Origin of the sequence: Micromonospora sp. WMMD812, from assembly GCF_027497215.1 — a bacterium.
GTDB lineage: Bacteria > Actinomycetota > Actinomycetes > Mycobacteriales > Micromonosporaceae > Micromonospora.
This window is the reverse complement of the sequence record NZ_CP114904.1, coordinates 3,213,912-3,233,490: the sequence shown is the minus strand read 5'-3', so window position 1 is coordinate 3,233,490 and position 19,579 is coordinate 3,213,912. Positions and strand designations below refer to the sequence as shown.

Below are 19,579 nucleotides of genomic sequence, written 5' to 3'. Positions count from 1 at the left end.
ACCGATGACGACGACGCTGCCCGCGTACGACGAGGTCGTGGCGCGCTACGAACCGGTGATCGGCCTGGAGACCCACGTCGAGTTGGGCACCCGGACCAAGATGTTCTGCGGCTGCCCGACCGACTTCGGCGGCGAGCCGAACACCCGGACCTGCCCGGTCTGCCTGGGCCTGCCCGGCTCGCTGCCGGTGGCCAACAAGGCGGCGATCGAGGCGACGATCCGGATCGGCCTCGCGCTGAACTGCTCGATCGCCGAGTGGTGCCGGTTTGCCCGGAAGAACTACTTCTACCCGGACATGCCGAAGAACTTCCAGATCAGCCAGTACGACGAGCCGCTGTGCGTCGACGGCTACCTGGACGTGGAGGTCAACGGCGAGACCGTCCGGATCGGCATCGAGCGGGTGCACCTCGAGGAGGACACCGGCAAGACGCTGCACGTCGGTGGGGCCACCGGGCGGATCCACGGCGCGACCGAGTCGCTGGTGGACTACAACCGGGCCGGCATCCCGCTGGTCGAGATCGTCACCAGGCCGATCCCGGGCACCGGCGCGCTCGCGCCCGACGTGGCCCGGGCGTACGTGACCGAGCTGCGCGACGTGATCCGCTCGCTGGGCGTCTCCGACGTCCGGATGGAGGAGGGCTCGCTGCGCTGCGACGTGAACACGTCGCTGAACCTGCCCGGCCAGGAGTGGGGCACCCGGACCGAGACCAAGAACGTCAACTCGCTGCGTTCGGTGGAGCGGGCGGTCCGGTCGGAGATGCTGCGCCAGGCCTCGGTGCTCGACGCGGGCGGCAGGATCATCCAGGAGACCCGGCACTTCCACGAGGACACCGGCGACACCACGCCGGGTCGCTCGAAGGAGACCGCCACCGACTACCGCTACTTCCCGGAGCCGGACCTGGTGCCGCTCGCTCCGGACCCGGCCTGGGTGGCCGAGCTGAAGGCGGCCCTGCCGGAGCTGCCCCGGGTGCACCGGCGGCGGCTTCAGGAGCAGTGGGGCCTGTCCGACCTGGACATGCAGTCGGTGCTCAATGCCGGTGCGGTCGAGCTGATCGAGCAGACCGTGGCCGCCGGCGCCACCCCGGCCGCGGCCCGCAAGTGGTGGCTCGGCGAGCTGTCCCGGCGTGCCAACGAGAGCGGTCTCGAGCTGGCCGACTGCGGCGCGACCCCGTCGCAGGTCGCCGAGCTGCAGAGCCTGGTCGACGCGGGCAAGCTCAACGACAAGCTGGCCCGGGTCGTGCTGGAGGGCGTGGTGGCCGGCGAGGGCTCGCCCACGGAGATCATGACCAACCGGAACCTGGAGGTCGTCTCGGACACCGGCGCGCTGACCGCCGCCGTGGACGAGGCCATCGCGGCCAACCCGGCGATCGCCGACAAGGTCCGCAGCGGCAAGGTCGCCGCGGCCGGCGCGCTGGTCGGCGCGGTCATGAAGACCACCCGTGGCCAGGCCGACGCCAAGACCGTCCGCGACCTGATCCTGGAGCGCCTCGGCGTCCAGGGCTGAGCCCCAACCCCGGAGGCCGTCGCCCGACCGGCGGCGGCCTCCGGCCCGTTCTTCGCGCACGCGGACATCCCGCACCCCTCGCGAGGGCGTCAACGGCGACGCCCGGATGGAGCCACCGTGAACCAGCACGACCTCGACGTCCTCGACGAGATCCAGCGGCGGGTGCTCTGGCTCGCCACCCGCATCGTGGACGCGGCCAACCACGACCGGAACACCGGCGACGGGGTGAAGGTCGGCGGGCACCAGGCGTCCAGCGCGTCGCTGGTCACCGCGATGACCGCGCTCTGGTTCGCCCACCTCGACGCCGCCGACCGGGTGGCGGTCAAGCCGCACGCCTCCCCGGTTTTCCACGCGATCCAGTACCTGCTGGGCAACCTGGACCGCTCGTACCTCACGAAGCTGCGGGCGCGCGGCGGTCTCCAGTCCTACCCGTCGCGCACCAAGGACCCCGACGAGGTCGACTTCTCCACCGGCTCGGTCGGGCTGGGCGCGGCGGCCCCGCTCTTCGCCGCGGCGACCCGCCGCTACGTCGACGCGCACTTCGGCGCCCGGCCGCGGTCCCGCTTCATCGCCCTGATCGGCGACGCCGAACTGGACGAGGGCAACATCTGGGAGGCGGTCGCCGACCCGGCCACCACCGGCCTCGGCGACGTGATGTGGCTGGTCGACTTCAACCGGCAGTCGCTCGACCGGGTGGTGCCCGGGGTGCGGATCAACCAGTGGCGGGGGCAGTTCGAGGCGGCCGGCTGGCACGTTGTCGAGGTCAAGTACGGCCGCAAGCTGGCCGAGGCGTATGCCCGGCCGGGCGGTGCGGCCCTGCGCGACTGGATCGACGCGATGCCGAACGAGCAGTACCAGTCGCTGTTCGGGCTGGCCGGGCCGGCGCTGCGCAAGCAGTTCCTCGACGGCGCGCCGGAGGGCATCGAGGCGTTCATCGCCGACATCCCCGACGCCGAGCTGGGCCCGCTCGTCACCGACCTCGGCGGGCACGACCTCGCCGCGCTGCTCGACGCGTACGCCCAGTGCGACGCCGTCACCGACCGGCCCAGCGTGGTGTTCGCGTACACGGTGAAGGGCTGGGGGCTGCCCATCGCCGGCAACCCCCGCAACCACTCGGCCCTGCTCACCACCGAGCAGGTCGACGCGCTGCGGGCCGCGCAGGGCCTGACCCCGGAGACCGAGTGGGACCGGCTCGACCCGGCCACCCCGGCCGGCATCCGGGCCGGCGAGCGCCGGGAGTCGCTGTCCCGCGCGCCGCGCCAGCGGGCGCTGGGGGTCACCGTTCCGGAGACCACGAACGTACGCGCGAACAAGCCCATCTCCACCCAGGAGGTCTTCGGCCGGGTGCTGGTGGACCTGGCCCGCGACGCCGAGGTCGGCCGCCACCTGGTGACCACCGCCCCCGACGTCGCCACCTCCACCAACCTCGCCGGGTTCATCAACAAGACCGGGGTGTTCGCCCCGACGGCGCAGCGGTCCTGGACCGAGGACCGGATGCTGCGCTGGACCGAGGGCCCGACCGGGCAGCACATCGAGCTGGGCATCTCGGAGATGAACCTGTTCCTGCTGCTGGGCCAGCTCGGCCTGGCGTGGGACCTGTCCGGTCAGCCGCTGCTACCGGTCGGCACGGTCTACGACCCGTTCGTGCTGCGCGGCCTGGACGCCTTCCTCTACGGCACCTACTCCGGCTCCCGGTTCGTGGTGGCCGGCACCCCGTCCGGGATCACGCTGGCCCCCGAGGGCGGCGCGCACCAGTCGACCATCACCGCCTCGGTCGGGCTGGAGCTGCCCGGGGTGACCTTCATCGAGCCGGCGTACGCCGTCACCCTGGACTGGCTGCTCTGCGACGCGCTCGGCCAGATCGCCGCCGGCGCACCGGCCCCGGCGACGGCCGCGCCGGCCGAGGACGGGGCGTACTACTTCCGGCTCAGCACCCGGCCGATCGACCAGGCGCCGTTCGAGGCCGCCCGGGCCCGGCTCGGCGACGCGGTGCTGCGCCGGCAGGTGGTCGCCGGGGCGTACCGGTTGGTCGACGCCCACCAGGCGCATCCGCAGCTGGCCGACGCGCCGGTGGTGCAGCTCGCCGCCTCGGGCGCGGTGCTGCCCGAGGTGCTCGCCGCGGCCGCGGAGCTGGCGGACGAGGGCGTCGCCGCGCACGTCGTGGACATCACCTCGCTGGACCGGCTCTACCGGGCCTGGCAGCGCACCCTGCGTCAGGGCGTCCGCACCGCGACCGTGCCGAGTGTGCCGGGGGCGCTCCGCGCGGCCTTCGACGACCGGGCGCCGGTGGTCACCGTGCACGACGCCGCCTCACACGCGATGGCCTGGCTCGGTTCGGCCCTCGGCGTGCCGGCGGTGCCGCTGGGAGTGGACGAGTTCGGCCAGTCTGGCAGCGTCGCCGAGCTGTACGAGCTGCACGACCTGCTCCCCGGCAGCATCGTCAACGCCGCCCTGGCCGCCCTCTCGCTCCGCCGTTGACGCCCCCGCCCCGACCGGGCGGGGTCAGCGGGTGGGGGTGGGGGTGACCGGGACGGGTTCGCCGGCCTTCGGATCCTGGATCACGTGCCGCTCCAGGCTCACCTGCGCCTGACCGGTGCCGCCCACGGTGATGTCGTCGTACGCCTGGAGCAGCTTCTCCTTGTCGAAGTAGAGCACGCTCATCGACAGCGGGGTCGGCTTCTCGCCCTCCAGGCCGCGCAGCCCGGCGCCACCGGTCGAGCCCTCCACCATCAGCTGGGTCGGCATCAGCCCCGGCTGCTGCGGCAGCTTCGACACCTGCCGGGCGTGGGTGTGCCCGGCCAGCACCAGCGGGCAGGTGCCGGACAGCGGACCGGCCGAGGCCGGATCGTGCACCAGCGCGATGTTCACCGGCTCGGGCGACTTGCGGACGGTGTCGGCGAGCTGCTCGCCGACCCCGATGACCTGCTCGGCCACCTGCTTGGTGAGCCCGCTGCCGGCCGGGGAGGTGTTCTTGTCGGGCGTGAACCGCGGGTCGCCGATGCCGGCGATGGTGAGCCCGGCGACCGTCGTGGTCGAGTTCTGCAGCACGATCGCGTTCGGCTGCCGGGCCACCGCCGCCGCCGTCCGGCCCGAGTCGTGGTTGCCGCGGATGAACACGTACGGCTTCTGCAGCACGCCGATCGAGCCGACGAACGAGGCCTCCGGCTCGCTGCCCCAGTCGGTGATGTCGCCGGTGTCGATCACCACGTCGATGTCGAACTGCTCCACCACCGTCCGGATCAGCTGCCAGCCGGTCGGGTTGAGGTGCATGTCCGAGACGTGCAGCACCCGGGTGGTGTCGGGCGCGGGCTCGAACACCGGCAGCCCCGACACGGTGGTGTAGAGCTGGCTCACGTTGGTGACCAGCCGCTGGAGCTGTTCGGCGTACCGGGTGTAGTCGTTGGCGATCCGCCGCGCGTCACCGACGACGGCCGGCGCGTTGACCAGCAGTCCCTCGTACCGTGGCTCCTCGATCGCCTGCGGGCGCAGCGTGCCCGCGGCCGTGGCGAGGCTGCCGACGGTGAGCAGCAGAGCCAACCCGCCGGACCAGGCGGTGCGGCGCGCGTTGCGGAAGACCAGGGCGGCCAGCAGCATGGTGGCCAGCACGGCGGAGGCGACGGTACGCAGCCCCAGCCGCATCACCCCCGCCCGCACGTCCTCGACGGCGGACTGGCTGGCCCGCTGGATGCTCGCCGGGTCGTCGATCAGCGCCTCGGTGCGCCGCTGGTCGAGCGCCCCGAGCCGGACGGTCAGCCGGGTCGGCCCGTCGTGGCTGTCCAGCAGCAGCGCGCCCAACGGCGGGATGTCCACCGTGGTCCCCCCGTCGGTGGTGGGGGAGATGGTGAGGGTCGCCTGGAACGGCCCGAGGTCGGTGTCCACCCGGCCGCCACCGACGACGCCGATGATCACCCCGGCCAGGGTGACCACCATGACCGCGAGCGTCATGCCCGCCATCCGCAGTGGGCTGCGTCGACCGCTCCGGGCCGTGGCGACCCGCGCCGCCCACGCGCGCCAGGCGGTCCAGGCGCGGCGACGGCCGGTCGCCGGGGTCTCGTCGCCCCCGGTGCCGTGCTGCTCGTTCTGCTGCCCGTCCATGCTGAAATCCTGACCTGCCCGTAGAAGGATCTTGGCAAACCTGAGTGCGACGCGCCGCCGACCGGGGCGGATCCGCCGGCGCCGGCGGTCGGTCGGCCCGGGTCAGCTCCGTCCGGCGCCGCCGTCGGCGAAGACCAGCCGCAGGATCCGGTCGTCCTCCGCGGTCGGGTCGCCCCGCCCGTCGTGGTTGGACGTGGTCACCCAGATCGACCCGTCCGGCGCGGCGGCGACCGCCCGCAGCCGCCCGTACCGGTTGGTCAGCAGTTCCCGAGGCTGGCCGAGCACCGTGCCGGTGTCGGTCAGCTCGACCACCCAGAGCCGCTTCCCGCGCAGGCACCCGGTGACCAGCAACCGGTCCACCGCGGCCAGCCCAGAACAGGAAGCGTCCGAGGTGGCCCACTGGGTGATCGGGTTGGCGAAGCGCTTGTCGTCGGACCGCCCCTCGACCTGTGGCCACCCGTAGTTCTTTCCCTTGACGATCTCGTTGATCTCGTCCCAGGTGTTCTGGCCGAACTCCACCGCGTACATCCGCTTGCTGGCGTCCCAGGCGAAGCCCTGCACGTTGCGGTGCCCCAGCGACCAGACGGGTGAACCCGGGAAAGGGTTGCCGGACGCCGGCTTGCCGTCCCGGGTGATCCGCAGGATCTTGCCGCCCAGGCTCTTGGCGTCCTGCGCGTGGGGGCGGTCGCCGGCGTCGCCGGTGCTCGCGTAGAGCTGGCCGTCCGGGCCGAAGCCGAGCCCACCGCCGTTGTGGATGCCCGCCTTCGGGATGCCGGTGAGGATCGGCGTGGGCTCGCCGCCGAGCTGCAACCGGACGATCCGGTTGTCCTCCTCGGTCGTGTAGTAGACGAAGAGCGTCCGGTCCCGCTGGTAGTCGGGGGACACGGCGAGGCCGAGCAGGCCGCCCTCACCGGCCGCGGCCACGTCGGTGATGGTCTGCGCCACGGTGACCCGCAGGCCGTCCGGCCCCGACTCCGGGCCCACCTTGAGGATCCGGCCGCTGTCCCGCTCGGTGACCAGCGCGGCGCCGTCGGGCAGGAACCCGATCGCCCAGGGCACCCGCAAACCCTTAGCCAGCACCGTGGCGACCACCTGCTGGCCGGCCCCGCCCTGCGCCGGCGAGGCCGACGGGGTCGGGAAGGTCGGCGGCTCGCCCGCCGGGTCGGGATCGGGCTCGCCGAAGCTGCATCCGGTCGCGGCCAGGAGCAGCGCCGCGCACGACGCCACCAGTGCCCTCCGGGCACGGCGGGTGCGAGGGTACGGGGGACGGGCGCTCACCCGGCCCAGGGTATCCCGCCGGACGGCTCGTGCACGGCCGTCGCCTCGCAGGAGTAGCCCGCTCGGTGGCCCACCCCGACCGGACGGCCCCCGTGCGCCGCCGCGCGGGCCGGACCGTCGCCGCTCACCGCGCCCGGACGGCCAGCAGCGCCACGTCGTCCTCGCCGCGGTGGGCCGCGTCGAGCAGCAGGTCGCAGAGGTCGTCGAGCGGTATCCGGTCCTTTCCCGCGAGCCGGGCGGCCAGCTCGGCCAGCCCCTCGTCGATTGGCCGGTCCCGCCGCTCGATGAGCCCGTCGGTGTAGAGCAGCAGGGTGTCCCGGCCGGCCAAGCCGGTCGCCCGGCTGCTGCGGCGGGTCGGCCGGGCCAGGCCGAGCAGCGGCTCCGCCGGCCCGGCGAGCACCTCCACCGCGCCGCCGGCCCGGACCAGGAGCGCCGGCGGGTGGCCGGCGTTGGACCAGGTGACCGCATGACCGCCGGCCCCGTCGGTGCGGAGCCGGACCAGCGTCGCGGTGGCGGCGGTGCGCAGGCGTAGCCCGCGGATCACGTCGTCCAGGTGGGTCATCAACTCGCTGACCGCGTCGGACCGGCCGTACGCGTTGCCCCGGACCAGGTTGCGCAGCTGGCCCATGGTCGCCGCCGCCTCGATGTCGTGCCCGGCCACGTCCCCGATCGCCGCGATCAGGTCCCCGTCGGGCTGGAGGAAGGCGTCGTACCAGTCGCCGCCCACCTCGACCCGGTCGGCCGCGGGCTGGTAGCGGGCCGCGAGCTCCAGCCCGGGGACCTCCGGCAGCCGAGGCAGCATGCTGTGCTGGAGCACCTCGGCGACGTGGCGCTGCTCGCCGTACCTCGCGCTGTTGCCGATCGCCTGCGCCGCCCGGCGCCCGACCTCCACCGCGGTGATGAGGTCCCGATCGTCGAAGGCGGGCCGGCGCGCGTCATTGACCAGGGTGATGGCGCCCAGCACGGTGCCGCCGGTAGCGGTGATCGGCACGGTCAGGTGGGAGGCGAATCCGAGCCGGGCGGCGATCGCCGGCATCGCCGGGCTGTGCGTGGCCCGCTCGATGTCGGCCAGGGTGGCCGCGCTGACCAGCACCGGCTGACCGGTGCGCAGCACCGCCCGGGTGATCGACCGCGGGCCGAGTTCGGTACGCAGCAGCTCGGCGAACCGGCTGACGTCGGCCGCCCGGGCCGGATCGCGGTGCACCGCGGTCACCTCGCGGGGCACACCGGTCGGGCCGACCAGCGACACCAGGCACCAGTCGGCCAGCAGCGGCACCGTGGCGTCCGCCAGCCGGTGCAGCGCGGTCGCCACGTCGAGCGTCCCGCCCAGCCGTTCGCTCAGGCCTGCCACCAACCGCAACCGCTCGTGCGCCTCCTCTGCCCGCCGCCGCGCCTGGTCGGCGCCGTCCAGCGCGATCCGCAACCGCAGCTCCGACGAACACGCCGCGGCCAGGTCGGCGAGGGTACGCAGCTGGGCCGCCGTCCACGCCCGGGGCTTGCTGTCGATGGCGCAGAGCGATCCGAGGATGTTTCCGGACAGGTCGGTCAGCGGCATGCCGGCGTACGCGACCACGCCGAGGTCGGGGATCGCCAGGTTCTCCCGGACCCGCGGATAGAGCCGGGCGTCCGGCAGCACCATCGGCACCTCGAGGTCGACCACGTGCTGGCAGAACGAGTGGCTGAGCGGAGTCTCCCGCCGGTCGGCCCACGGTTCCGGAAGGCCGACCGCCCCGGGAAAGAACTGGCGGTCGATGGCGACCAACGAGACCAGCGCGACCGGCACGTCGAGCAGGTCGCTCACCAGCCGGGCGAACCGGTCGAACGCCTCGTCCGGCGCCGCGTCCAGGCCGGTCTCGGCGAGCGCCCGCAGCCGAGCCGGGTCGCCGAGCGCCGGGGGAGGGCCGACGGCACGCGGGACAGCGTCCTGGGGAGAGCCGTCGATCATCGAGCACCTGTCTGACGGAGCGGTCGGAGACCGACCGGCCTCCGGCGTTCGTTATACCCCGCCGCGCCGCGCTTCGACCCCGGCGTGTGCCGGGGCCGGTCCCGGCCGTCGAGCGTGGACACCCGCGAAAGGAGAGGTCCGCCGCCGTCGCGGTCGGTCGGCCCGGGCCCGCGGGGGACGTGCCGGCATGGCCGCCGGAGCGAAGGCTAACCTCGGCGGGCGTGAAGGTATGGATTCCGCACGAGACCGGTCAGCCGCTCCTCGGTGAGCTGCCACCGGCGGTCACCGTCGAAGTCGTCGAGGACCCCGACAAGCTCCCGTCCGGGGCGACCGGCGTCCGGTTCTGGGTGCCGCCGTTCCTCGCCGGTTCGGACGCCGCCCGGCTCCTCCACGAGCTGCCCGACCTCGAGGTGGTCCAGTTGCTCTCCGCCGGCGCGGACGCCTGGGTCGGCCGGATGCCGGAGGGGGTGACCCTCTGCGACGCCCGCGGGGTGCACGACCCGTCCACCGCCGAGTGGGTGGTCGCCGCGATCCTGGCCCAGCTGCGGGCGTTCCCCGTGTTCGCCCGCGCGCAGGCCCGGCGGGAGTGGGCGTACGAGGCGGTGGCGCCCACCGACGAGCTGACCGGCAAGCGGGTGCTGATCGTCGGCGCCGGCTCGATCGGCTCCGCGGTACGCGACCGGCTGGCACCGTTCGACGTGACGTTCACGCTGGTCGCCCGGACGGCCCGTCCGGAGCAGGGCGTGCACGGCGTGGCGGAGCTGCCCCGGCTGTTGCCGGAGGCCGACGTGGTGGTGGTGCTGGTGCCGCTCACCGACCAGACCCGCGGCCTCGTCGACGCGACGTTCCTCGCCGCGATGCGGGACGGGGCGCTGCTGGTCAACGCCGCCCGTGGCCCGGTGGCCCGGACCGAGGCGTTGGCCGCCGAGCTCGGCACCGGGCGGATCTCCGCCGCGCTGGACGTCACCGACCCCGAGCCGCTGCCCGCCGATCACCCGCTGTGGAGCATGCCCAACGTGCTGCTCACGCCGCACGTCGCCGGCTCGGTCCGGGGTCTGCTGCCGCGGGCGTACCGGCTGGTGGGTGACCAGGTGCGGCGGTTCGCGGCGGGTGAGCCGCTGCTCAACGAGGTCGTCGACGGCTACTGACGGGCGGCCGCCGGGCGGGGTGGACCGGCGCTCGGGTCAGCCGGCGGCGCCGGGCAGCGTCTGCCCGGTGGCCGAGACGAGCCGGGGCAGGTCGGTCGCGCGGACCGCGGGCAGGAGGACCTCCTGCCCGTCGTCGAGCCGGGCCACGGCCCGCCCGCGCGGGTCGGTGGCCAGCTCGACCACGTGGTCCCAGGGGATCCGGCGCTGCCCGGCGAGCGCCCGCACGCGCAGCTCGCGGGCGTCCGCGTCGGTGCCGGCCCGCCAGGCCCAGATGCCGACGGCGAGCGGGACGAGCAACACCGGTAGCAGGTACGTCCGCGCGTTGGCCAGCGGCAGGGCGCCGATGAAGGCGATGATCGCCGCGGCGAGGATGGCCTGGTTGTACCGGAAGCGGACGCTGTCGGACCTACTCACCCAGCGATGATCCCACCCCCGCCCGGCGTCCCTCGCGGCGGGCGGGGGCTGAGCCGCCGTTCCGCCGGACCGTGACGAGGGTCACGGCCTCTCCTGAGCAGGGGCACGTAACCGGCGTGCATGGCGATTCGTTTCCCACAATTGGGCACCGGACTCGCCCGTCCGGCACCCCGCACCGCCGCACCGCCCCCGTGCCCCCTCACGAAGGCGACCGCCGTGCCCCTCGCCGCACCGTTCCACGCCCCCGCCCGCCCGGAAGCCGCCGTTCTCGCGGCGGTCGCGCTGCTCATCCTCGCCGGCGCGGCCGGCCAGCTTCCGCCCGCGGCGGTGGTCGCGCTCGCCGCCGGCGTGTCTGCCGCGCTGGCCGGCGTACGGCTCTCCCGGCTCGCCGTCCGGCCGCCCACCCACGCGGGCCAGGGCGCTACCGAGCCGATGCTCCGGCCGGGCACGCGGGCCGCCCGCCGGGCCTGGACGTCGACCCGCACGGCACTCCTGCTGCTCGACGCCACCGTGGCCGCCGCCGGTCTGGCCGCCGCCGCGGTGCCGCTGCTCCGCCCGGCATCCCCGGCCGTCGCCGGAGCCGGCCCGGCCGTCGTGGCGACGCTCGCCGCCCTCGGGTTGCGCCGGCTGCCCGGCGGGCCGCGTCCACCCGCCCGGGTCCGCCTGCGCCGGCTCGTCGACGCGCTCGGGCCGGCGGTCGGCCTGGTCCTCGCGGGCTGGCTCCTGCTGCCACCGGCAGTCCTGCCGTCACCGGCCCGGCTGCCGGTGACTCTGCTGCTCGGCGCGCTCGGGATGGCGGCGCTCACCGCGCTGACCGGGGCGCACCGGAGGGTGGCGGCGGCCGTCTGCCGCGGTGGGGTGGCGCTGATCCTGTTCGGGCTGGTGCTGCTCGCGACCCTCACGACCGGGGCGGCGACGGGCTGGTTGGCGCTGCTGGCCGTGCCCCCGCTGGTGCTGGGCATGCTGCTCGTCTCGGCAGGAGCGACGCGGGCGGCGGCCCCGGCGGCGGTCGAGCGCCCCGCGCCACTCTGGCCGCGTGTGGTGGTCCCGGCGGTGGCGTTGCTGCTGGCCGCTGGTCGGCACGTCGGCTCGGGGCTGCCGCCGGACCGCACCACTGTCCTGCTCGCCCTGGCGGCGGTGCCACCGCTCGTGCTCCGCGAACTGCTGCGCGGCGACGACCGGCCGGGGACGGGGCGACCCGCCGGGCACCGCCGCCACCGGAGCCATGCGTCGGAGGGCGGGCCGGGGGTCGGGGGGCCGGCGGTGGACGGGACCGGGGCCGTCGCGGTGCGACCGCCGGACCGGCCGGAACAGGCTCACCCCGCACCGGAGCCGGCCGACCCGGGCCCGGCCCGATCCGGGCGCGAGGTGGCGGTGGTCGGCCCGGTGGCGACCCCCACCCGGGCCGGGCTGGCCGATCGGGCGGCGCTGCTGCGCGCCCTCGCCACCGTGGCTGACGCGCCGACGCCGGCCGGGGCGTTGCTGATGGTCGACCTGCACATCCCGGGCGCGGGCGGGAGCGCGCCCGGACTCGACGAGGAACTGGTGGCCGAGGTGGTCCACCGGGCCCGCATGGTGGTCGGCCGCGACGACCTGGTCGCGGGCCTGGGCGGCGCCGCCTTCGCGGTGGTCACCACGGCCGGCCCGGTCCTGGCGTACGAGGTGGGCACGCGACTGCTGGCCGCGCTGATCCAGCCGTACCAGTTGGCCGGGTCGACGCTCCGGGTGCACGTGAGCATCGGGCTGGCCGAGATCGGTGCCGACGGGCCGGATGACGTGCTCCGCCAGGCCGACCTGGCCCGGCGGCGGGCCGTGCAGCTCGGCCGGGACCGCGTCGAGTGGTACGACGCGTTCCTGGAGGAGCAGCTGGTCCGCCGGCTCGACCTGGAGCGCGAGTTGCCCGGCGCGGTCGCCCGAGGCGAGTTGGACCTGGTCTACCAACCGGTGCTCGGCTTGGCCGACCGGTCACCGGTCGGCACCGAGGCGCTGCTGCGCTGGCGCAGCCCGGTGCTCGGCACGGTGCTCCCCGCCGAGCTGCTGCCGGTGGCGGAGGACCTGGACATCGTGGGTGAGCTGGAGTGGTGGGTCCTCGACCGGGCCTGCCGCCAGCTCGCCGAGTGGTCCGCGGAGAGCCGGCAGCTCTGGATGGCGGTCAACGTCACCACCAGGGAGCTGACCACACCGGACTTCGTGCAGCGCACGTCCGCGGTCCTCGCCGCGTACGGGGTGCCGGCGGACCGGTTGGTGGTGGAGGTGGCCGAGCCGCGGGTCGGACCCGACCTGCCGACCGTGGTGGCCCGGCTGGCCGGGCTGCGCTCGCTCGGCGTCCGCACCGCGCTGGACCACTTCCGCGCCGAGCAGGCGTCGCTGGCCCAGCTCCGCCGGCTCCCGATCGACCTGCTCAAGGTCGGTGCCCGTCTGGTCGACGGGGCCCCGGCCGCGCCGCGCCCGCTGATCGACGTGGTGGTGAGCGTCGGTGACCGGCTCGGGGTCGAGGTGGTGGCGGAGGAGTTGGAGTCACCGGCGCAGGTCGACGGCGCACACCGGGCCGGCTGTCGCTACGGGCAGGGTTTCGCCCTCGCCCGGCCGGCCACCGCCGAGCGGGTCGAGGCGTACTTCGAGGAGTTCCCGTCCGCGTCGCGCTGACCGCGTGGCCCGCGCCCCGCCGCGGAAACGGCCGCGCCGCGGGCCGTCGCGGTGACGACGACCCGCGGCGGCGGGGTCAGGACGTGCCGGTCAGGCGCGGGCGGCGGCGAGCACCCGGCCGACCAGCTCCCCGGACGTGCCGGAACGTTCGTACTCCGGCCGGTGCAGGGTCCCACCCATGAGCGGGCGCGGGTTGCGGTGCACCGCCGGGCTGTCGGAGGTGACCAGCGCCGCGAAGTGGTACTCGGTCGCCCCGGTCGCCTCGATGATCCGGGCGATGTTGCGGGGGGTGATGCCACCGCCCGGCATGACGATGATGCGGTCCCCGGCCCGGCGGACCAGGTCGGCGATGAGCGGCGCGCCCTCCAGGACGCTCACCTCCTGACCCGAGGTGAGCACCCGGTCCACGCCCAGCTCGACCAACTGCTCCAACGCCTCGAACGGGTCCCGGACCATGTCGAACGCGCGGTGGAAGGTGATCCTGGCGCCGCCGGCCGCCTCGATGAGCTTGCGGGTGGTGGGGACGTCGACGTCCCCCTCGGCGGTCAGCGCCCCGATCACCACGCCGTGCGCGCCGGCCGCCACCGCCGCCCGTACGTCGCGCACCATCGCGTCGACCTCGGCCGGCGAGTAGATGAAGTCGCCGGCGCGCGGCCGGACGATGACGTGCACCCGGATCCGGTCCACTCTGTGCAGGGCCGTCTCGATGGTGCCGATGCTCGGGGTCAGCCCGCCGTCGAACAGCGCGGAGCAGAGCTCCACCCGGTCGGCGCCGGCCGCCTCGGCGGCGAGCGCGCCCTCGACGCTGTCGATGCAGATCTCGAATGTGGTCATCAGTCTTCCTTCTCCGTGCGGAGCGGTCCCGCACTCCAGTCGATGGCGGCGGTGACGGCGCCCACCGGTTCGCCCCCGCCGAGCACCGGCACCCGACGCAGCTCCGGGGCGCCGTCGACGGCCGCGCCGGCCGCCGTCAGGGCGGCGAGCGCGATGACGGTGGTGGCCCGCGGGCTGCCGTCGACCGCCTTCACGGCGACCGCGTACCCGTCGGGTGTCGCCACCCCCAGTACGCCCTCGGCGCCGCCCTTGGCGAGGACCCCGGGCAGGGCCCGCATGAGGTCGGTGTTCGGGTGGCCGTGCCACCCGCCGACGTGTTCCGGATGGCGGCGCATCGCCTCGGCCACCCGGGCCTCGGCGCTGCCCGACTCCGCGGTGACCAGGGCCTGGAACGTGCGGGCCAGGCCGGTGAGTGGCAGCCCGAACAGCGGCGCGCCGCAGCCGTCCACCGCGACGGTGCTGACCGGGGCGCCGGCGAGGCGGGCGACCGCGGCGGCGACCTCGCGCTGCACCGGATGCGCCGGGTCGAGGTAGTCGTGCGTCGACCAACCGTGGGCGACGGCCGCGACCAGCATGGCGGCGTGCTTGCCCGAGCAGTTCATCCGGATCCGGCTGCGCTGCTCGCCGGCCCGGATCAGCCGTTCCCGGGCCGCCTCGTCCTCCGGCCAGTCGACCGGGCAGCCGAGCGCCTCCTCGGTCAGCCCGGCGGCGGCCAGCAGGTCACGGACGACGGCGACGTGCCGGTCGTCGCCGGTGTGGCTGCCGGCGGCGATGGCCAGCGCGGGGCCGGCGAGCACCCGGCCGGCCGGCGACGCGGGGCCGGCGGCGTCGGCCGTAGTCAGGCAGGCCAGCGCCTGCACCGGCTTCAGGGTGGAGCGCGGCAGCACCGGTTCGTCGGGTACGCCGGCGCTCAGCGCGACGGCGCCGGACGGGTCGAGCACCACCACGCTGCCGAAGTGCCGGCTCTCCACGACGCCGTTGCGGGTGACCCGGGCCAGTTCGGCGTACGGGGCGGTGGTCATCGGGCGGTACCCCCTCCGGTGAGCGGTGGCGCCGCCGGCGTCGGCTCGGCCGACGGGCCCCGGACGGTGAACCGTCCGTTGCGGGCCTGCAGGACGCGGGCGACCTTCGACAGTGACGCGTTGACCGCCAGGTAGATCAGCGCCACCACGAGGAACGTCTGGATCAGCAGATGGGTGTACGAGGCGAGCACCTGACCGCTGTAGAGCAACTCGGTGTAGCTGACCACGAAGCCGAGCGAGGTGTCCTTGAGCAGCCCGACCAGCTGACTGACCAGGGAGGGGGTCAGTTGGCGTACGGCCTGCGGCAGCACCACCAGCCGCATCACCTGGCCGCGCCGCAACCCGATCGTCAGGCCGGCCTCGGTCTGGCCCCGGTCCAGCGCCTTGATGCCGGCCCGGAAGATCTCGGCGAAGGCCGCCGAGTTGGCCACCACGAGGGGCACCACGAGCTTCCAGAACAGCGGGAAGTTCAGGCCGTACTTGGGGAGCGCGAACAGCGTCACGTAGATCAGCAGCAGCACGGGTACGGTCCGGAAGACCTCCACGTACGCACCGGCCAGCCACCGGACCGGCCGCCGGGACGACAGTCGGCCGAGCGCGAGCAGCAGCCCGAGCGCTCCGCTCAGGACGGCGGTCGCCGCGGCGGCGAGCAGGGTGGACCAGAGCGCGTCGAGCAGGTAGCGCCAGATCGGCCAGGTGGTGAAGGGCTGCCAGCGCTCGGCGGCGAGTTCGCCGTGGCTGGCGAACTGGTGCACCGCCCAGCCGAGCCCGCCGAGGACGGCGACGGCGCCGAGCACGGTGGCGATCCGGATCCGCCGTCGGGCCCGGGGGCCTGGTTCGTCGAAGAGGATCTGCTGGTTCATCGGACGATCGCCAGCCTTCGTTCGAGCATGCCGGTGAACCGACCGATCAGCAGCGCCAGCAGCATGTAGGCGAGGCCGCCGCCGGTGAAGACGGCGATCGGCTGCGCCTCGACGAGGTTGACGTTGTTGGCGGCCTGGGTCAGCTCGACCACGCCGACCGCGGCGGCCAGCGAGGTGTTCATCAGCAGCGCGATGTAGATGTTGCCCATCGGCTGGATCACCGCGCGCAGTCCCTGCGGCAGGATGACGTACCGCAGGGACTGGCTGAAGGTGAGCCCGATCGCGCGCGCCGCCTCGGCCTGCCCCACTCCCACCGTGTTGATTCCGGCCCGGATCGCCTCGGCCAGGTACGCCCCCTCGTAGGCGGCGATGACGATGGCCGCCGAGGTGAACAGCGGGAACGTGATGCCGATCGTCGGCAGGGCGAACACGAAGAGCACCAGCAGGGCCAGCAGCGGCAGGTTCTGGAGCACCTCGACGTAGACCATGCCGACGGTGCGCAGCAGGGGTACCGGGCAGATCCGCAACGTGGCCACGACGACGCCGAGCAGCAGGGCGCCGATGCTGGTCACGACGGTCAGCTGGACCGTCGTGACCAGCCCGTGGCCGAGTGCGTCGAGGTGACTGGTGAGGGCTTCCATGGCGGAGGGGGAGTCCTCAGGAACCCTCGACCGAGCCGATCGCCGGCGGGGTGGGCGTGCCGCCCTCCACCACCGAGCCGAGGCTGTTCTGCCAGACCTTGGCCCAAGTGCCGTCGGCCTGGATCTTCTTGAGCCAGTTGTTGACGAACTCCTTGAACTGGGCGTCCTCCCGGTTGAGGCCGATGCCGTACGCCTCCGTGGTGAACGGGTCGCCGACCACCTTCATGCCGGGATTCGTCTTGGCGTTCGACGCGAGCAGGGTGAAGTCCTGCACGTACGCGTCGCCGCGCTTCTGCAGCAGCGCCTGCACGGCCTGCGGGTCGGTGGCGAAGGCGACCTGCTTCGAACCGGGGGCCGCGGTCGGCAGCGCGGTGACCGCCGGGGTGTTCGCGCCGACGATGACGGTCTTCCCCGCCAGGTCCTGCACGCTCTTGATGCCCGTCTCGTCCTTGCGCACCGCGACCGCCAGGCCGGAGGTCAGGTACGGCCCGGCGAAGGCGACCTGGGTGGCCCGCTGCGGGGTGATCGTGTAGGTCTGGAAGACGGCGTCGACCGACTTGGCCTGGAGCATCGCCTCCCGGGTCTGGGTGCCGATGGTGACCGTCTTCACCTCGGGCTTGCCGATGATGTACTTGGCCAGCAGCTTGGCCATGTCGGCGTCGAAGCCCTCGATGTCGCCGCTGACCGGGTTCTGCTGGGACAGCAGCGGCGCGTCCAGGGAGCCACCCACGAGCAGGTGGCCGCGCTTGCGGATCAGGTCCATGGTGGAGCCGGCCGGGATGTCGGCGTCCGACGCCACGGGGGCGGCGTCGAGCACGGACTGGGCGTTGTTCCCGCCGGCGGGCGCGCCCGGCAGGGCCGGGGCGGAGCCGCCGTCACCGCAGCCGGCGGCGGCGAGCGCGACGGTGACGGCCGTGGCGGCGATGGTGATCGCACGGCGTCGTGTGAAGCTCGTGGAGAGAATCGACATGCCAACCTCCTCGGGGGTCAGTGCTGGAGGATCTTGGAAAGGAAGTCGCGCGCCCGGTCGGTGCGGGGGGCGGCGAAGAACTCGTCAGGGGAGCCGGATTCGAGGATCCGGCCGTCGTCCATGAAGACGACGCGGTGCGCGGCGCGGCGGGCGAAGCCCATCTCGTGGGTCACCACGATCATGGTCATCCCGTCCGCGGCGAGGGAGACCATCACGTCCAGGACCTCGTTGACCATCTCCGGGTCGAGGGCCGAGGTGGGCTCGTCGAAGAGCAGCGCCTTCGGACGCATGGCCAGCGCACGGGCGATCGCGGCGCGCTGCTGCTGCCCGCCGGAGAGCTGTGCCGGATGGTGGTCGGCCTTGTCGGCGATGCCGACCCGGTCGAGCAGGGCGAGCGCCTGGTCGCGGGCCGCCGCCTTCGGCACGCGACGGACCCGGACCGGGCCGAGCGTGACGTTGTCGAGCACGGTCCGGTGGCCGAACAGGTTGAACGACTGGAAGACCATGCCCACGTCGGCGCGGAGCCGGGCGAGGCTCCGCCCCTCGGCCGGCAGCGGCTCACCGTCGATCTCGACGCTGCCGGCGTCGGCGACCTCGAGACGGTTGAGGCAGCGGCAGAGCGTCGACTTTCCGGAGCCGGACGGGCCGACCACGACGACCACCTCGCCGGTGGCGACCGTCAGGTCGATGTCCTTGAGCACGTGATGGGCGCCGAACGACTTCTGCAGTCCGCGGACGGCCACCATCGGCCGATCCGGCCGGGACGGCCCGGGCCGGTTCGCGAGGTCGGGTGCCGGCGTCGGTGCCACAGCTCGCCTCACTTTCTACGACTCTCGAACGAAGAAGTGTTCACTTCGAATCAACGTCGCCATCTAATGCGAGAGGCAAAATGAAGTCAACCGCTTGCTGGAATGAAGTTCGGGTGTTAAGAACCTCGGGTGACGATCGGTGACGCCCCACGTGAGGGCCTGCGCGGCGGCCCACGCGAGCTGCTCCGGCTGGTGGCCAGCGGGGCGGCGGCCAGTCGCGCCGATCTCGCCCGGCTCTCCGGGCTGTCACCGTCCACCGTGTCCCTGCGGGTCGAGGCGCTGATCAGCGAGGGGCTGCTCCAGGAGACCGGCGACGGGAGGTCGCGGGGCGGCCGCCGTCCCCGCCAGCTCGCGGTGCCCACCGGCGGCGCCCTGGTCGGCGCGATCGACCTGGGCGCGCACCACGCCCGACTCGGCACCCTCGACCTGTCCGGGCGGCTCGTCGAGGTCCGGTCCCGGCCGATCCGCATCGAGGACGGCCCGGAGGCCGTGCTCGGCACGCTGCTCGACGAGGTCGCCGCGCTGGCGCCCGGGGCCGCCGCCCCGGTGCCCGGCCAGCGGGGCGGTCCGGCCGCGGGCGGCGGGCTGCGCGGCATCGGCATCGGCATCCCCGGCCCGGTGCAGTTCGACACCGGCCGGGTCGTCAGCCCCTCCCGGATGCCCGGCTGGAACGGCTTCGACGTGCGCGCCTTCTGCGCGGAGCGGACCGCGACGCCGGTCGTCGTCGACAACGACGCGAACCTGATGGCGCTCGGCGAGCACCGGACCACCCATCCCGAGCTCGAGCACGCCGTCTACGTCAAGGCCGGCACCGGCATCGGCGCCGGCGTGATCTCCGGCGGCCGGTTGCACCGGGGCGCCCAGGGCTCCGCCGGCGACATCAGCCACTGCCGGGTGGTGGCCGACCCGGAGCCGCTGTGCAGCTGCGGCAACACCGGCTGTCTGGAGGCGGTGGCCAGCGGCGCGGCCCTGGTCGCGGCGCTGCGCGAGCAGGGCGTGCCGGTCGAGGACCTGACCGGTGTGATGCGGCTGATCGACGACGGTGACCGGCACGCGACCGCGCTCGCCCGCCGCGCCGGGCGCTCGATCGGCGAGATCCTCGCGGTGGTGGTCAACTTCTTCAACCCGCAGGTGGTCGCGATCGGCGGCCGGCTCGCCGAGTGCGAGCCGCTGCTGGCCAGCATGCGGGCCACCCTCTACGAGCGCTGCCTGCCACTGGCCACCCAGGCGCTGCTCATCGAGCGGGTCGTCGCCGGCCCGGACGTCGGCATCCTGGGCGCCGCCCAACTGGTCATCGACCGCATCGTCGACCCCGTCTGACCAGCGCCGGCCGCGGCCGGCGCGTTTCGGATCTTGGTAGGAAAGTGCCCCTCCAGGGCCATTACCTACCAAGATCTATCCGGTCGTCAC

The 19,579-nt window shown here is 74.2% G+C and carries 15 protein-coding genes; 5 read left to right on the top strand and 10 right to left on the bottom strand.

What is annotated here, in order from left to right; translation table 11 throughout:
• The first annotated feature begins 4 nt into the window (after positions 1 to 4).
• Together gatB and O7603_RS14760 are read left to right on the top strand one after the other, a co-directional pair.
• On the top strand, positions 5 to 1,504 hold the full coding sequence (gene gatB / locus O7603_RS14765; protein WP_281576278.1) for an Asp-tRNA(Asn)/Glu-tRNA(Gln) amidotransferase subunit GatB: 1,500 nt from the start codon (positions 5 to 7) through the stop codon (positions 1,502 to 1,504).
• Between the two features lie 117 nt (positions 1,505 to 1,621).
• Complete coding sequence (locus O7603_RS14760; protein WP_281576277.1) at positions 1,622 to 3,982, top strand: pyruvate dehydrogenase; 2,361 nt, start codon at positions 1,622 to 1,624, stop codon at positions 3,980 to 3,982.
• A gap of 24 nt (positions 3,983 to 4,006) precedes the next feature.
• Here the strand turns inward: O7603_RS14760 and O7603_RS14755 are convergent, their stop codons facing one another.
• The 3 genes from O7603_RS14755 to O7603_RS14745 form a co-directional block, all read right to left on the bottom strand.
• Entirely contained in the window at positions 4,007 to 5,599 is a 1,593-nt protein-coding gene (locus tag O7603_RS14755; protein ID WP_281576276.1) for a metallophosphoesterase, read from the bottom strand.
• A 102-nt stretch (positions 5,600 to 5,701) separates the two neighbouring features.
• The gene (locus O7603_RS14750) at positions 5,702 to 6,877 is read right to left on the bottom strand and encodes a PQQ-dependent sugar dehydrogenase (RefSeq protein WP_281576275.1); all 1,176 of its coding nucleotides are present in this window, start codon (positions 6,875 to 6,877) and stop codon (positions 5,702 to 5,704) included.
• 124 nt (positions 6,878 to 7,001) lie between these two features.
• Positions 7,002 to 8,822 carry a SpoIIE family protein phosphatase gene (locus O7603_RS14745; RefSeq protein ID WP_281576274.1) on the bottom strand — a complete coding sequence of 607 codons (1,821 nt, stop codon included), beginning with the start codon at positions 8,820 to 8,822 and terminating at the stop codon, positions 7,002 to 7,004.
• Between the two features lie 221 nt (positions 8,823 to 9,043).
• On the opposite strand from O7603_RS14745, the gene O7603_RS14740 reads away from it, so the two are divergent.
• The gene (locus O7603_RS14740; protein WP_281576273.1) at positions 9,044 to 9,970 is read left to right on the top strand and encodes a 2-hydroxyacid dehydrogenase; all 927 of its coding nucleotides are present in this window, start codon (positions 9,044 to 9,046) and stop codon (positions 9,968 to 9,970) included.
• Between the two features lie 36 nt (positions 9,971 to 10,006).
• On the opposite strand, the gene O7603_RS14735 is transcribed toward O7603_RS14740, so the two are convergent.
• Entirely contained in the window at positions 10,007 to 10,384 is a 378-nt protein-coding gene (locus O7603_RS14735; RefSeq protein ID WP_281576272.1) for a PH domain-containing protein, read from the bottom strand.
• A 216-nt stretch (positions 10,385 to 10,600) separates the two neighbouring features.
• Between O7603_RS14735 and O7603_RS14730 the strand changes: the two genes are divergently transcribed.
• Positions 10,601 to 13,030 carry an EAL domain-containing protein gene (locus O7603_RS14730; RefSeq protein ID WP_281576271.1) on the top strand — a complete coding sequence of 810 codons (2,430 nt, stop codon included), beginning with the start codon at positions 10,601 to 10,603 and terminating at the stop codon, positions 13,028 to 13,030.
• Between the two features lie 90 nt (positions 13,031 to 13,120).
• On the opposite strand, the gene O7603_RS14725 is transcribed toward O7603_RS14730, so the two are convergent.
• Genes O7603_RS14725 through O7603_RS14700 form a run of 6 tightly spaced genes read right to left on the bottom strand, consistent with a single transcriptional unit; the run spans position 13,121 to position 18,106 of the window.
• Positions 13,121 to 13,864, bottom strand: a complete 744-nt coding sequence (locus O7603_RS14725; protein WP_281576270.1) for a copper homeostasis protein CutC — start codon at positions 13,862 to 13,864, stop codon at positions 13,121 to 13,123.
• The gene (locus tag O7603_RS14720) at positions 13,864 to 14,886 is read right to left on the bottom strand and encodes an asparaginase (protein ID WP_281576269.1); all 1,023 of its coding nucleotides are present in this window, start codon (positions 14,884 to 14,886) and stop codon (positions 13,864 to 13,866) included. The genes O7603_RS14725 and O7603_RS14720 overlap by 1 nt, the downstream gene beginning before the upstream one ends.
• Positions 14,883 to 15,749, bottom strand: a complete 867-nt coding sequence (locus O7603_RS14715) for an amino acid ABC transporter permease (protein ID WP_281576268.1) — start codon at positions 15,747 to 15,749, stop codon at positions 14,883 to 14,885. Before O7603_RS14715 ends, O7603_RS14720 begins: the two co-directional genes overlap by 4 nt.
• A complete protein-coding gene (locus O7603_RS14710) occupies positions 15,746 to 16,390 on the bottom strand; it encodes an ABC transporter permease subunit (RefSeq protein ID WP_281576267.1) in 645 nt (214 codons plus the stop codon). Before O7603_RS14710 ends, O7603_RS14715 begins: the two co-directional genes overlap by 4 nt.
• Positions 16,391 to 16,406: 16 nt before the next feature.
• Positions 16,407 to 17,360: a glutamate ABC transporter substrate-binding protein gene (locus O7603_RS14705; RefSeq protein ID WP_281576266.1), complete on the bottom strand. Its 954-nt coding sequence runs from the start codon at positions 17,358 to 17,360 to the stop codon at positions 16,407 to 16,409.
• 17 nt (positions 17,361 to 17,377) lie between these two features.
• Positions 17,378 to 18,106, bottom strand: coding sequence for an amino acid ABC transporter ATP-binding protein (locus O7603_RS14700; RefSeq protein WP_281576265.1), 729 nt, complete (start codon positions 18,104 to 18,106; stop codon positions 17,378 to 17,380).
• A gap of 192 nt (positions 18,107 to 18,298) precedes the next feature.
• On the opposite strand from O7603_RS14700, the gene O7603_RS14695 reads away from it, so the two are divergent.
• On the top strand, positions 18,299 to 19,489 hold the full coding sequence (locus O7603_RS14695) for an ROK family transcriptional regulator (protein ID WP_281576264.1): 1,191 nt from the start codon (positions 18,299 to 18,301) through the stop codon (positions 19,487 to 19,489).
• The last annotated feature ends 90 nt before the right edge of the window (positions 19,490 to 19,579 follow it).